Source organism: Silvania confinis (genome assembly GCF_025564085.1).
GTDB classification, from domain to species: Bacteria; Pseudomonadota; Gammaproteobacteria; order Enterobacterales; family Enterobacteriaceae; genus Enterobacter; species Enterobacter confinis.
This window is the reverse complement of sequence record NZ_JAMGZJ010000075.1, coordinates 182,194-196,147: the sequence shown is the minus strand read 5'-3', so window position 1 is coordinate 196,147 and position 13,954 is coordinate 182,194. Positions and strand designations below refer to the sequence as shown.

Genomic DNA, 13,954 nt, shown 5'->3' with positions numbered 1-13,954 from the left:
GTTATTATGCTTATTGCCAGTCGGCCGTCGCCTCTTCATGATTCTTGTTCAGAATCACTTTATTACCGTCAACTTTATCGACCCATTCCAGCGGAATAAAGTGGTGTTGCCCACCGGCTGCCGGATCGCTTTTCGCCAGCTTGATACGTTCGCCATCAAGATGGTCAACAACGCCTACGTGCGTACCGCAGCTCGCGACAACCTCAGCATGATCCTTGATTTCACTCTTGTTTACCATTATCAATTCTCCTCAAAAGGTTATTTGGCTTGTCACACGAAATTAACTGTAGCTTAAAAAATCACTATTAATCGCCTCATTAGCATTTCGAAACATTATTGATTTAACGACATTCAACGACTACCTGAAAATAATCAGGCGCATAGCAATGATGATATAAGAATAAGACGATTAATATTTTACAGCCGTTATTATGATTCATAATTACCTTCACCTACTCAACATGGAGGCATATATGGTAAGCGAACCGCATGATACTGAAATATCCCTGGCTCTTGGTGAAGCGGTGTTAGAGATTGTGCAAAAAGGCCAGGAAGTGTCGAGAGAAAATCTGGCACGGGCCATGAAGAGTAAAGCGGAGCGCGAGAACGATGACGAGCGGCTTCTGGGTTACTGGAAAGCCTGTCATATGCTGGTGTAAACGCGGCGGCGCGGGGCCTGTGCCCTGCGCCGCCTGTATTTTACTCGTCGAAGAACCAGTAGCCCTGGTTAATCAGCCCGGTCAGTTCAGCCACGAACGCCGGGTTTTGCAGCGCAGCGCCCAGTTCGGCCTGGCCCAGTTCCGTATAGCGGCACAGCGCATCGGCAGCGTTAACATCGACCGTCTCGTACTGCTCGCTGTTGATAAAGAAACTGCCGCCGATGTTCAGCACCCGCAGCCCGCTCAGACGGCTCAGCGTTTCGCCGCCCAGCAGCGCGTCGAGCACCTCTTCCGGGGCATATTCCGGCTCGGCAGGCGCGACATCCAGCTCGTGACGCGGCGTGGAGATAAAGCTGCCAAACCATTTTTTGAAGTCTTCCGGCTGGCTGATCATCTCGATCATCATCGTGCGCAGACGATCCAGTTCGTAGGTTTCCACGCGGCCTGGATGTTCACGACAGGTCAGATCCGGATCGCTGTAGTGCTCGCCACCCAGATCGTTTTCCAGCGCGTAGTCGGCAAAGCTGCTGATCAGATCGCGGCCGTTCGGCCCACGGAAGCCCACCGAGTAGTTGAGCGCCGTTTCGTGGGTAAAACCGTCGTGCGGGAATCCAGGCGGGATATACAGGATATCGCCCGGGGCCAGATCTTCATCGATGATTGGCTCAAACGGATCGACATGCAGCAGCGCCGGATGCGGACAGAACTGACGCATCGGCAGCTTATCACCCACGCGCCAGCGACGGCTGCCCATCCCCTGGATGATAAACACGTCGTACTGATCGATATGCGGGCCCACGCCGCCGCCCGGCACCGAGAACGAGATCATCAGATCGTCTAAACGCCAGTCCGGCAACACGCGGAACGGACGCACCAGCTCAGCCGCAGGCGCATGCCAGTGGTTGACCGCCTGCGCCAGCAGTGACCAGCCGGTTTCGCCCAGGTTGTCGAAGTGTTCGAACGGACCGTTGCTGGCAGACCATTTACCCTCTTTATGGCTGACCAGGCGGCTGTCCACTTCCGGCTCCATCGCCAGCCCTGCCAGCTCATCCGGGCTGATTGGATCGATAAAATTCGGCAGTGCGTTTTTTAAAACGACCGGTTTTTTTTGCCAGTATTTTTCTAAAAATTCCGGCCAGTTCAGGTTGAGTTGATACGCCATGAGAAGCACCAGTAAGAAGACAAACGGGGCTGATTATAGGAAGAGAGGCCGCCGCATTGCCTTGTCTTGGGTCAAGCGCTGATGAAAACCCGACGCTTTAAGCCATTCGTATGACACGCCCTGACAGTTTCACGCTTTATCGTGAGCGCCAGATTAACCGCGACCTATATCGTTAACCCTAAGAGCGTGTTGTTATGAGGCCTGCGATGAGCCCGTATAGTGAAATTCCTGTTGTTGGCACGGTAAATACCCTGACAGGCGCGTTTACCCGCAAAGAGAGTCCGTCCGTGTTCGCACCCGTTGCCGACGCGCTGCCGGCAGGGAGCGGCGTCAGTATTCAGGCGGCGGTGCTGGGCGATGCCGTGCAGGGTAATCCGCACTGGTACCGGATTAATGAGGATACGTATATCTGGGCGGGGGCGTGTACCCGCATCGACCCCTATCCTGCGTTTCCGGAAAATACCCGAACCAAATGGACGGCGGTGGTATTTGAGGTGCGTTAGCGCCCGCGAAACGGGCGCCAGATACGGAGATTAATCCAGTTTTAACTCGTCATAATGGGTGATGATTTTACCCACAATGCCGTAGTCGAGGGCTTCTGCTGGGGACATCCAGAAGTTACGGTCGGTGTCTTTTTTCACTTTATCCAGCGGCTGACCGGTGGCGTCGGCAATCAGCTTGTTCACCCGATCCAGCATGCGAATAATTTCCCGCGCTTCGATCTCGATATCCGTCGCCTGACCGCGCACGCCGCCCAGCGGCTGATGGATCATAAAACGGGTATTTGGCAGCGCGTAGCGGTGCTCTTTTTTCGCTGCCAGGAAGATGGTGATCCCCGCGCTCGCTACCCAGCCGGTGCCGATGACATGCACGTCCGGGCGGATAAATTTAATGAAATCGTGAATGGTGTCGCCCGCTTCCACGTGGCCACCCTGGCTGTTGATGTACAGTTTGATCGGATCGTTGCTGATGCTTTGCAACAGGATCAGCTGGGCGATCACTTTTTCGGCCAGCGCCTGGTTAATCTCACCCGAAATAATAATTGAACGTGACTCCAGGAGCTTTTGCTGCAGCGCACCCGCGTCGTTTTTCTGCTCTGCTTTCTCGGTGTTGTCGTTCTTCTGTATGTATTGCATTGTTTTTTATCCTCAGCGCCTGATGCACAAAGACAGAGTGTAACCTGTTTTTTCCGCCAGGGGCGTCAGGCACAGGTATTCCACGTGATATCTGATGAAAGTCCGTCGTTATCACAAATGATCTGCAAAAAATCATCTCTTAGTCGGTTAGTAATTTTTGGATCCCACGCAACGCCAATACGCCAACATATTTGCTTTGTTGCAAGGGGCATCAATCTGACGCCCGCGGGCAAAATATTGCTGATACTGGCGGGTACAAATGCCACACCATTTTTTCCGGCAATCAACGCCAGCAAAGATGGAAGATCCTCTGTCACGGAGACAGGCGTGGTGGAAGGGTGATTATCTTTCAGAAAGCAGGCTGTTTGATGTGCGAGACAAGGGCTGGCAGCAGGATCGATTTGTAATAACGGATACGATAAAAGCACCTGCTGGATGTTACCGGGGTCGTCAAAACTCTCCGTAGGCACAGCAAGCATAAGTTGCTCTTCAATTAACACCTTGTAGGCCAGTGAGTCGGGTACCGGTAATCGTAAAAACCCCGCCTGTAATGTTCCTTCCAGCAACATTTTGACCTGCAAGGCAGAGGGCATTTGGCTAATCATGAATTCACATTGGGGAAATTGTTTTCGGAATATATTAATCCATGCCGGAGCACTCTTAAATGTCGAGATTCCAAAGCCGACTTTTATTTTCCCGTTATTAACCTTATGTATTTCTTGCGCGAAGGATAAAAACTCAGCATGAGACGTTAACAGATCCTGCGCTTTTGCATACAGTTGATTACCCGTCTGCGTCAGCATGGCACCATGCCTGCCTCGGTGAAACAAGCGCCCTCCAGTTGCCCGTTCTAACTGATTAATCTGCTTAGATAAAGCAGGTTGAGTCAGAAATAGAAACTCTGCAGCTTTTTGGTAATTGCCTTTATCCGCTAACGTAACAAATGCACGTAACAGTCTTATATCTATTCCAGTCATTTATCGAATCCATACGTAATGGAATTATACAAACCCTCGCAATAAGTGACATGATTGCGGTTTAGGGTCAATGGATAATAAAAGGAAATTTAACGTGTTTAATTCCATAAAAAGAATGACAGCAGTGCTATTCGATATGGATGGTGTGCTGATTGATTCCAATGCTGTTATTGAGCACGCCTGGCGTGAAGCGGCTAAGATGTATGGAAAAAATCTGACGCAAGACGATATTGTCCAGCATATTCATGGGCAACCGGGCCCACATACAATTCAGGCACTCTTTAGCGATCTCCCCCTCTCCGATCAGCAAAAGGTTCAGGCACATATTATTCATGTCGAAAACACTGCCGAATACGACCCTATCCCCGGCGTGGCAAAGTTGATCTCCGCCCTCGATGTAACGGGCATCTGCGTGGGTATTGTGACAAGCGGCTGGAAGGCGAAAATAGATCGCGTGGCGGCCATGCTCCAGGTTAAGGAGTGCATTTCAGTGATTGTCGAGCGCGATGACGTATCACGAGGCAAGCCTTTCCCGGATCCCTACCTTCTTGCCGCACAACGCCTTGCCATCCCGGCCAGTCAAACTCTGGTCTTCGAGGATTCCCGAAGTGGAGTAACCTCTGCGCACGCCGCGGGGGCATATTGTGTAGGGATCGGAGGCACGGAATTGCTGAAATACGGGGCCAGCGTCACTATTCCTGATTTCACAGGCGTGACAGTCATCCCCCGCACGGATGGCGAGGCGGTGATTGCGTTTTGCCCGGGCCATCAGGTGGTGGTGAAAACATGCACCCAAACGAGCGGATAATGTACTCTCTTTCAGGCACTGACAATCCGCACATCCTGCGAAGTAAACGCGTCACTGAGCGCGTTATCCATGCTCGCTTCGACCACCAGCACGTCGATGTCGCGGCTTTTTGCCACCACAAAACGCGCCACGCCGGGGATTTTGTCGGTGGTCAGGGCCACGATGGTCTGGCTGCTCTGGCCGATCACCGCTTTCTTGAACTCGCAGTCGGCAAAGTCGAACCCGGTCAGCCCCATGCCGGGATCCATCGCGCAGCCGCCGATAAATGCCTGATCGAAAATAATCCCCTGGATCTGACTGGCCGCCGTCGCGCCCACCGTGCCGCCAGAGGTGCGCTGGAGCTGCCCGCCGGTAATGATTACCTCACACAGCGGATGACGCAGCAGCTCGGCGGCAATCGCCGGGGAGTTGGTGACCACGGTGATCGCCAGATCCGCAGGCAGCGCCTTCGCCAGCGCGAGGTTGGTGGTGCCGGTGTCGATAAAAATACAGCTTCCGGGTGCGATCAGCGTTGCTGCTTTCTGCGCGATCCTGTCTTTTTTTGCATGATTTTTTTGCTCACGGCTAAAGAAATTACCCGCATCGGCCAGCTGTAACACCGCGCCACCGTAGACCTTTTTGCAAAATCCCTCTTTGCTAAGTTCATGTAAATCACGGCGAATGGTGTGTTCGGAGACCTGCATCTGGGTCGCCAGTTCGGCGCAAACCACCCTGCCATTCTCCTGCAGGATCTGGCGGATCAGGTCTTGTCGTTGTTCCGGGAAAGCTGCATAATCGAGCATAATTAATCTTCTCTGGATCTGAATCGAGCATCAATGCGCATAATGTTGCATGACGGCTCGCTCTGTCAAATCCTGCAGTCAGAAACGGGAGCGTCATGATGCAACGCTATGATCCACACCACCCACAGGTGGTCGCCAGTCAACCTCATGACGGGTTCTACTTTGAACCCGTCACCTCGGCGATCGCGCCCGGGAAACCGTCCAGCGGGAAGAGTTAGGCACCCTGACCCCCGTTCATGCCCAGCCGGGCGAATTCCGCCAACCTAAGGAAGTACGATGACCGCTTACACCGCCAGCGCCGGACAGCGCCTCTCGACCCGGGTGATCTTTTTTATCGCCGGGTTTGTTACCGCGATCTGGGCGGTGATCGTGCCGTTCGCCAAGGCCAATACCGGGGTGAATGAAGCCACCCTCGGTTCGCTGCTGCTGTGTCTGGGAATGGGGGCGTTAATCGCCATGCCGCTCACCGGGATGATGACCAGCCGCTTCGGCTGTCGCCGGGTGATTCTGGTGGCGATGGTTATCGTGATGCTGACCACCCCGCTGCTGGCAACGACTGCGGATCCACGCCTGCTGGCCGCCGTGCTGCTGATGTTTGGCGTCGGTGTGGGGGTGACGGACTGCGCAATGAACATTCAGGCGATTATCGTCGAGCGCGGATCGTCCACGCCGGTGATGTCCGGCTTTCACGGCATGTACAGCGTGGGTGGGATTGCGGGCGCGGGGGCGATGACCCTGCTGCTGACCCTGGGCAGCAGCGCGTTTACCGCCAGCCTGATCCTGACCCTGAGCGTGGCGGTGATGCTGGCCCTGAGCCTGAAAGGGCTGCTGCCGTGGGCCAATCCGGCCTCCGGCCCGGCGTTCGCCATCCCGCGCGGCGTGGTGTTATTGATTGGTGCCATCTGCTTTGCGGTATTCCTCGCCGAAGGCACGGTGCTGGACTGGAGCGCGGTGTTCCTGACCGAGGTGCGCGGCGTACCGGAGTCGCTGGGCGGGCTGGGCTTTACCTGCTTTGCGATGGCGATGACCCTGTTACGCCTGACCGGCGACAAACTGATTGCCCGCATCGGTGCCCTGCGCGCGGTGGTGGGTGGCGCAATCATCGCCGCCATCGGCTTTGCGCTGGTGACGTTCGTGCCGGTGTGGTACCTGTCGCTGCTGGGTTACGTGCTGGTGGGAGCGGGCTGCGCCAATATCGTGCCGGTGATGTTCTCCGCCGTCGGCCGCCAGACCCACATGCCGCAGGCGGTTGCCGTTCCGGCGATCACCACCCTGGGCTATCTCGGGGTGCTCGCCGGGCCCGCCATTATCGGCTACGTGGCGCACGCTACCTCACTCACCCAGGCGTTTATGGTCATTATGGTGCTGATGCTGATTGTCGCCGCGCTGTCCGTGACCGTCACCGCCAACCAAACGGCGCAAAACGAGGGTTAATATGAAACTCTGGATCCGCAACTGGACGCCCAGCAGCAGTAGAGATAGCGGATCCTGACGGCAAGCGGATTGAGAAGGTGGGGGAGTGATCTGCCTATTGGATAAGCGTTGAAGCAAAAGCCCGCAATGCGCTAACGGATCCTCACAAAAAATTGGCACGGTCGGCTCCCTCTCCATTCAGGGAGAGGGCTGGGGTGAGGGGGAGCATGAGGCTTAGGTGGTGGTTCCGTTCACTTTATTTTCTGTGCTTCTCTGTCAGTCACACCACCCGTGAACGTGCCAGGGGGGGCACCGCCTCCCCCCTGGCTACCCCGGCTCCCGGCAAAGAAAATCGCCGCTACGCGGTACCCTCAGCTTATTCCTTACGGCTTCGGGTCGGGCGCGATCCTACGTCCATGTAGGTCACGCCCTCTCGGCGCATCCCTGCGCCTCGCCCCGGCCTACAGGAAACGCTTCGGCGATCGCGCTTGCGTACCCGCACCTCTCCCACACAGACGATGGTCCGTCGATGCGCCCCTTCATTGCCTACAACTTAACCATTTCTGACCTACGCTTACCCAATGTGAAAAGTGGTTTTGAAACTCACCCATCGCCTTAATACCGTTATCACATTGTTAAATGATAATGATAACTAATGTGTTAGAGTGGTTACGTTCGAAAGCTGCCACCATAACCACTTGAACAGTAGGGGGTAGTTTTCACACTGAGCGAAAATCCTCTCATCTCTGTCAGGCTGAATCATTGGGGCTATTAATGGAACACATTGTTTACGTCGTTGATGATGATCACGCTGTCAGGCGGTCCGTGGTCGGGCTGCTGGAGTCCGCCGGGCTGAACGCCCTCGACTTTTCCTCGGCAGAATCTTTTCTGCAACACACCTTTGAAGACATCCCCTCCTGCGTGATCCTCGATATGCTGATGCCCACCATCAGCGGGTTTGAGGTGGCGGATACTCTGAAGGCCAGCGGGCGCGAGATCCCGATTATTTATCTCACCGGGCACGGCACGATCCCGATGTCGGTGAAGGCGATCAAAGGCGGTGCGTACGAGTTCCTCACCAAACCGGTGGCGTCGAACGATCTGATCGACTCGATCAGCGCCGCACTGAAACTGGCGGAAAATAACGCTTCGCAGCAGCGGGAACAGTACGCCCTGAAGCAGCGTCACCTCTCCCTGACCCCGCGTGAGCAGCAGGTGCTGCAGCTGGCGATCAGCGGCCTGCTGAACAAGCAGATCGCCGCCGAGCTGGGCGTCAGCGAAATCACGGTAAAAGTGCACCGCCGACGGGTGATGGACAAGATGCAGGCCCGTTCGCTGGCGGACCTGGTCAGGGCCGCCGAGCGTCTGACCCGCAGCCAGCCGTCAATGTGATGTTTCGTCTGCCGCCAGCGGCAGCGTAAAGGCAAAAACAGAGCCGTGCGGCGCGCGGTTGCGGGCCGTCAGCTTGCCACGATGGCGCTCGATAATGCTGTAGCTGATGGTCAGCCCCACCCCCATCCCCTGGGCTTTGGTGGAGTAGAACGAGTCAAAAATGCGTTCCGTCAGCCCCGGTTCGATGCCGGTGCCGCTGTCGGCAATTTCAAATGTCACCCCTCCGCCCTCCGGGTTCGACGTCGTCAGCAGCAGGCTGCCAGGGCGGTCTTTGATCTCGGCCATCGCCTCGACGGCGTTCATCACCAGGTTCAGCAGCACCTGCTGGATCTGCACACTGTCGCCCACGATCGTGCTGTTTTGCGCCGCCAGGGCCCAGGTCACGCTGATGCGTCTCAGCTCCAGTTCGCTGCGCGACAGGGTGATAATGTGGCGTACCAGATAGTGCAGATCGATGCGGGTAAAGGCGGGATCCTGTTTGCGGGTGAGGGATTGCAGGCTGCGGATGATCTCCCCTGCCCGCTCGCCCTCGGAGACGATCTCCTCCAGCCCGATTTGGGCCTTATCCAGCCGGGCCGGGTCGCGGTTGAGCCAGCGCAGGCTGGCCCCGGCGTTGGCGACGATCGACATCAGCGGCTGGTTGATCTCGTGGGCAATCGACGAGGTTAACTGCCCGACGGTGGTGGCCCGTGAGACGCGGGCCAGCTCGGCCTGCGCCACGCGCATCGCGTCTTCGGCCATCCGCTGGGTGGTGATATCGGTGATGATGCCGTAATACTCGTTCACTTCGCGCCCCACCCCGACCGGATCGCCAATCCCCAGAATAGTGCGGGTCGCCCCGTCGGCACGGATAATGCGGAATTCGGCGCGCATGGTCAGGCCGTCGCGCACGCTCTCGGTGACCAGGCTGCTGATGCGCGGATAGTCATCCTGATGCACAAACGTCAGAAACTCCGCCATTGAGATCATCTTTTGCTGCTCCGGCAGGCCCAGAATGCGCGCGTACTCCTCGGACATATACATCAGATCCTGCTGCAGCTCCCAGCGCCAGCTCCCGGTGTGGCTGATCTGCTCCCCGAGCATCAGCGAGGTCTGGCTGGCCCGCAGCTCTTTCTCGACCCGACGGCGCTGCAGGTTCTCTTCCAGCAGTTCGGCATACAGCCGGGCGGTCTCCAGCGAGATGGCGGCGTGCGCCCCCAGCAGGCTCACCACCCGGGAGTGCTCCACGGTGAACACTTCCGGCATCAGGCGGTTTTCCAGATACAGCACCCCCACCAGCCGCGCCTGCTTGAACATCGGCACGCACATGACCGCCGCACCGGAGGTCACCAGATAAGGATCCTGGCTGAAGGGGTGAAACGCTTCCGGTTTACCGGTGTGGATCTCCTGACCAGTGCGGATCACCGCCGCCAGCACCGTCAGCGGCATGTCGGTCGCTATCGGCACCTCTTTCATCATCCGCACCTGCACCCCGTCGGTGGTGGTGAGGGCGCTGGCCTCGATCTCCGGGATGTTGTTGTCGCTGACGTGGATCAACAAACCCCGCTGCGCCCCGGCCCGCTCCAGCAGAATGGTCATCAGGGTCTCAATCAGCCGCTCAAGGTTGATCTCTTCCGACAGCGCCCGCGAAGCTTTGATCACGCTCTGCAGGTCGCGGATCTCCTCGTTACGCGCAAAGGCTACCGTATCCCAGGCATTGGCCTGGCCGGGGGTCAGCAGGTAGGGGAAATCCCGCTGCAGCTGGCACACTTTAGACTGCGCGCCGGCGCGACCCCATGCGGTCATCGCCCCACGGAAGTGGGCATCGGCGGCAGTGGGGTAGCCGCAGGCGTGGGCAAAGCGTCCGGCCAGCTCGTGGGCCAGCGCATTGAACGGGTGAAAGCCCCCCTCGCGCGACAGGCGCACTGCCTTTTCGTACTGCTCGAGGGCGATGCTGTTCATGCCGTCCAGCCGCACAATTTCGGCGTAAATCAGCGCCTCTTTATCGGCAAAGGTGCCGGGATTGATCCGCGCCCACAGGGCGATTTTGTCGTAATGAAGGTGGATCTGACGGCGCAGATCGGCACTGAAGGTCTCCGGGGTAAGCTGCTGCGACAGCGCCAGCGCGCTGTAGAGATGGTAATCCAGCTGATGGATATGCCCGGGCGCAGACCACGCAAAGCGCCCGGCCTGCTCGAGGTTCTCGGCTGCCTGCGGGTATTCACCGCAGGCAAAGTGCGCCATCCCGCGATACAGCCAGAACCAGAACTGCAGGGTCGAAAGCTGCTCGCTGCCCCGATCCGCGGCGGCAGGCAGCAGCGATTCCGGCAGCACCGCGCGGGCGCTCCAGCTGCCGCTCACCGGGGTGCGCAGGTGTTCAACGTAGTGGCGCTGGATCAGCAGGGCCGCTTCCACATTCTGAAAATGGGTTTTGCGCACAAAGGCCAGCCCGCGCTCGATGCTGGTGAGCACCCCGTCGAGATGGTCGCCCCGGGTGAGGAAGTTGATCACCTGATGGCAGACGGCAAAGCAGGCCACCGTCATGTCGCCGTGGGTGACGGCCGAGGTGAAGCAGGCTTTGGCGCACTCTATGGTGTAGCCCAGCGGCTGAGTCCAGACGCTGAGCTGCTCCAGCGGCAGAAGGGTTTTAGCTTCGAAGGCATCGTAGCCGTAACGGTTCACCAGCTCCCGCGCCAGGGTGCCGTACTGAAAGCCCAACCGGTATTCGGCGTAGCGCTGGCCAATCAGTACCCCAAACCACGCCATCGCCGAAGTGGAAGCCCCGGTAATGCCGTGATCCAGCGTCAGGTGCATCATCCGGCACAGCAAAATGAAATGCAGTCGCGAACGGGTAAAGCTGGCAAACAGGCTGGCGCTATTCAGCAGGTTCATCACCGCTTCGGTCTCCGTGTCGGTCATCCGCGACAGCCCGGCAAAATGGCCCTGCGGGTTGTCGCTGACGCGGCTGCACAGGCTATGCCAGGCCTCGTCACACTCGGCGGCTTGCGGATCGCGGCTGACGTGAATACCAAACACCGCCAGCCAGCTCAGGGCCGTCTCCAATGCCAGTCGGTTGTCTGACTGGCGCAGATAGACTTCGGCCAGCAGGTTGGCCGCCAGCGCTTTTTCCGCCCGCCCGCCGGAGGAGCGTAGAATGCGGTCGCAGAGCCTGCGGGTGCTGTCGAGGTTGCCCAGCGCGAATTCGCACCCGGCCTCTTCGCTGTCGAGGGTAAAGTCGCTGGCAACGTCCAGCGCTAAACCCACGTTGCCCAGCGTGCGGGCGGTCTGGATATAGCTCAGGGCCGAGCGGTAATCCCCCGAACGGCGGGCCCGCCGGGCCGCCAGCAGGCTGAGCTCGCGGAACATCTGGCGCTGGGGCGCAGGTTGAATACAGTCCAGCGCCGCCGTCACGTGATGCACAGCGCGGAACAGGATCTCGTTGCCCGCCGCCTGCCGGGCCGACTCCGCCAGCAGGCTGGCGGTGGTCAGGTGCAGACGGCTTTTTTCGCTGCTATCCAGCAGGGCAAAGGCTGCCTCCTGCACCCGATCGTGGGTAAAGGCGTAGCCGTCGGCGCTGAGGGTGACAAGCTGCGCCGTCACTGCCGGATGCAGGGTATAGCGGATCTCCGCCACCGACATTCCCACCACCCGACAAACCATCTCCAGCTCGCCGCTGCCGCCCAGACAGGCGATGCTGCCCAGCAGCCGACGGGTGTCCTCCGGCATCTCTTCCAGCTGCTGCAGCACCAGAGCGACCACGTTTTCGGTGTAATGCCGGGCGCGGATAGCCTGCAGATCGTAGCACCACTTATCCTGATATTTATTGTGCGTCACCAGCCCGTCATCGACGATGCGGCGAAAGAACTCATGCACGAACAGCGGGTTGCCGCCGGTCTTTTGATGGATAAGCTCGGCCAGATCGGCGGTGCTGGCCGAGCGGGTATGAAAGATATTCGCCAGCCAGCGCGACACCGCCTTCACCGACAGCGCCTCCGGGCGCAGCTCGGTGGTGTTGCGCGAGGCGCGTTGCAGGCTCTCCAGCGGCTGTCGCAAGGCGTTATCCGGCAGCGCGCTGGCATCCCGGTGCGCCACCACCACCAGCAGCGGCACGTTGCTGGCGTTAATCAGCAGGTATTCCAGAATTTGCAGGCTGGCGGCGTCGATCCAGTGGATATCATCCAGCAGCAGAACCAGCGGGCAGCCCGCACTGGCGAAGGTGTTCACCAGCGCCAGCACCATCTGGCTGAAACGCACCCGGGCATCGATAGCAAAAGTGTCGCTGGCAAAACGCGGCGTGTTATCCAGCAGCAAGCGCAGCTCCGGCACCAGGCTGACGGCCAACGCTTCGTAGCCCTCCAGCTCGCGCGACAGGCGGACTTTCCACGGAGCCATCTCCTGTGCCGACAACCCCAGCAGGTGCAGCACCAGGCTGCGAAATGCCGAGGTCAATGCCGCATAGGGCAGCGTGGGGGAAAACTGATCCACCTTGCTCACCGCCAGCAGCGCGTTGCGGTGCTGCAGCATGCTGAGTCCCGAGGCGATGAGCGATGATTTGCCGATCCCTGACGGGCCGCTGATCGCCACCAGAACAGCGATGGCATCGCGGCTCACCCGGTCAAAGGCATGGAGTAACTCCCCCGCCTGCGGATGGGCAGTGTAGAGGGTGTCGAGAAGATGAAACGCCGGGGAGCGATCCTGCAGCCCAGGGGTAAAGGCGGCGATATCCCCGTCGTCGCTTAACGTCGCCTGGCAGCGGCGCAGGTCGGCGATCAGGCCGTCCACCGTCTGGTAGCGCTGCTCCGGTTTTTTTGCCAGCAGCTTTAGCACGATGGCCGAGAGCATCGCGGGCACGCCGGGGCATACTTCACCCGGCGCGCGCGGCTCAGAGGCGATATGGTAGTGCGCCCATTTGCCCTGATCTTCGCCGCCCAGTTCAAACGGCAGGCTGCCGGTGAGCAGCTCGTAAAACACCACCCCCAGGCTGTAGAGATCGCTGCGGTTGTCCACCGACCGATGGGTGCGAGTGGTGTGTTCCGGCGACATGTACGCAGGCGTCCCGCCCGCCAGCGGCATCGGCTGCAGCGTATCCGGGCTACCGGACGACAGGCCAAAGCCCCCCAGCCGACAGCTGTTGTCATCGTGAATAAAAATATTGCCGGGCTTGATATCCCCGTGCACCAGGTTGCGAAGATGCATCAGACGCAGCGGCAGGCTGATGCGGATCGCCAGCTCCAGAAAGCTCTGAATACAGGCCAGCGGCGCGCCGACGATGCGGGTCAGCAGCACAAACGAAAAGGGGGCATAAACCAGTGCAAAGCGCCCGTGGTACTGGGTGCTGGCGACCGGGCGAATGGCCCAGTCGTCGCTCAGATAGTCACGCAGGGCAAACTCGTTCTGCAGCAGACGCGTTGCGCTGGCCTCTTCGTCATCGCTCACCCCGGTGGCGATAATAAACGACCCGCCGGAGCTGGGTAGGCGGGCATTCAGCCAGCACAGGCTCCCCTCCTGCCCCAGCGGGGTAAAAATAACGTCTTCTTTAAGCACAAAAGCCCGCCCTTCGGATAAATGTCCGGGGGCGGGCCAGCAGGCAGGCAGCGATGGGGTGTTCATCCACGTTCCTTATTTTTCTTGATTAATGGTTCTCGT

The 13,954-nt window shown here is 58.6% G+C and carries 12 protein-coding genes; 6 read left to right on the top strand and 6 right to left on the bottom strand.

The genetic code is table 11. From position 1 onward, the window contains the following. Positions 1-10: 10 nt before the first annotated feature. Entirely contained in the window at positions 11-238 is a 228-nt protein-coding gene (locus M8013_RS11995; RefSeq protein WP_271268029.1) for a DUF2171 domain-containing protein, read from the bottom strand. A gap of 235 nt (positions 239-473) precedes the next feature. On the opposite strand from M8013_RS11995, the gene M8013_RS11990 reads away from it, so the two are divergent. Continuing rightward, complete coding sequence (locus M8013_RS11990; RefSeq protein WP_271268028.1) at positions 474-659, top strand: DUF2767 domain-containing protein; 186 nt, start codon at positions 474-476, stop codon at positions 657-659. Positions 660-699: 40 nt separating this feature from the next. Here the strand turns inward: M8013_RS11990 and M8013_RS11985 are convergent, their stop codons facing one another. Further along, complete coding sequence (locus M8013_RS11985; protein ID WP_271268027.1) at positions 700-1,821, bottom strand: ribosomal protein uL16 3-hydroxylase; 1,122 nt, start codon at positions 1,819-1,821, stop codon at positions 700-702. Positions 1,822-2,027: 206 nt separating this feature from the next. Here M8013_RS11985 and M8013_RS11980 point away from each other — a divergent pair, with 206 nt between their 5' ends. After that, positions 2,028-2,324, top strand: coding sequence for an SH3 domain-containing protein (locus tag M8013_RS11980; protein WP_271268026.1), 297 nt, complete (start codon positions 2,028-2,030; stop codon positions 2,322-2,324). Positions 2,325-2,354: 30 nt separating this feature from the next. Here M8013_RS11980 and M8013_RS11975 read toward each other — a convergent pair whose 3' ends face one another. Both M8013_RS11975 and M8013_RS11970 read right to left on the bottom strand, forming a co-directional pair. Next, positions 2,355-2,957 (bottom strand): ATP-dependent Clp protease proteolytic subunit, encoded by a 603-nt coding sequence (locus tag M8013_RS11975; RefSeq protein ID WP_271268025.1) that lies wholly within the window; start codon positions 2,955-2,957, stop codon positions 2,355-2,357. A 65-nt stretch (positions 2,958-3,022) separates the two neighbouring features. After that, positions 3,023-3,934 carry a LysR family transcriptional regulator gene (locus M8013_RS11970; RefSeq protein ID WP_271268024.1) on the bottom strand — a complete coding sequence of 304 codons (912 nt, stop codon included), beginning with the start codon at positions 3,932-3,934 and terminating at the stop codon, positions 3,023-3,025. A gap of 94 nt (positions 3,935-4,028) precedes the next feature. Between M8013_RS11970 and M8013_RS11965 the strand changes: the two genes are divergently transcribed. Then, complete coding sequence (locus tag M8013_RS11965; RefSeq protein ID WP_271268023.1) at positions 4,029-4,742, top strand: HAD family hydrolase; 714 nt, start codon at positions 4,029-4,031, stop codon at positions 4,740-4,742. Between the two features lie 11 nt (positions 4,743-4,753). Here M8013_RS11965 and M8013_RS11960 read toward each other — a convergent pair whose 3' ends face one another. Further along, positions 4,754-5,524: a DeoR/GlpR family DNA-binding transcription regulator gene (locus M8013_RS11960; protein WP_271268022.1), complete on the bottom strand. Its 771-nt coding sequence runs from the start codon at positions 5,522-5,524 to the stop codon at positions 4,754-4,756. A 95-nt stretch (positions 5,525-5,619) separates the two neighbouring features. Between M8013_RS11960 and M8013_RS11955 the strand changes: the two genes are divergently transcribed. The 3 genes from M8013_RS11955 to M8013_RS11945 all read left to right on the top strand — a co-directional run bounded on the left by M8013_RS11955 (position 5,620) and on the right by M8013_RS11945 (position 8,329). Further along, on the top strand, positions 5,620-5,742 hold the full coding sequence (locus tag M8013_RS11955) for a hypothetical protein (protein WP_271268021.1): 123 nt from the start codon (positions 5,620-5,622) through the stop codon (positions 5,740-5,742). A gap of 58 nt (positions 5,743-5,800) precedes the next feature. Beyond that, positions 5,801-6,958, top strand: a complete 1,158-nt coding sequence (locus tag M8013_RS11950) for an MFS transporter (RefSeq protein WP_271268020.1) — start codon at positions 5,801-5,803, stop codon at positions 6,956-6,958. 753 nt (positions 6,959-7,711) lie between these two features. Next, positions 7,712-8,329 (top strand): response regulator transcription factor, encoded by a 618-nt coding sequence (locus M8013_RS11945; RefSeq protein ID WP_271268019.1) that lies wholly within the window; start codon positions 7,712-7,714, stop codon positions 8,327-8,329. On the opposite strand, the gene M8013_RS11940 is transcribed toward M8013_RS11945, so the two are convergent. Then, complete coding sequence (locus M8013_RS11940) at positions 8,321-13,918, bottom strand: trifunctional serine/threonine-protein kinase/ATP-binding protein/sensor histidine kinase (protein WP_271268018.1); 5,598 nt, start codon at positions 13,916-13,918, stop codon at positions 8,321-8,323. The genes M8013_RS11945 and M8013_RS11940 overlap by 9 nt on opposite strands. Positions 13,919-13,954: the final 36 nt, after the last annotated feature.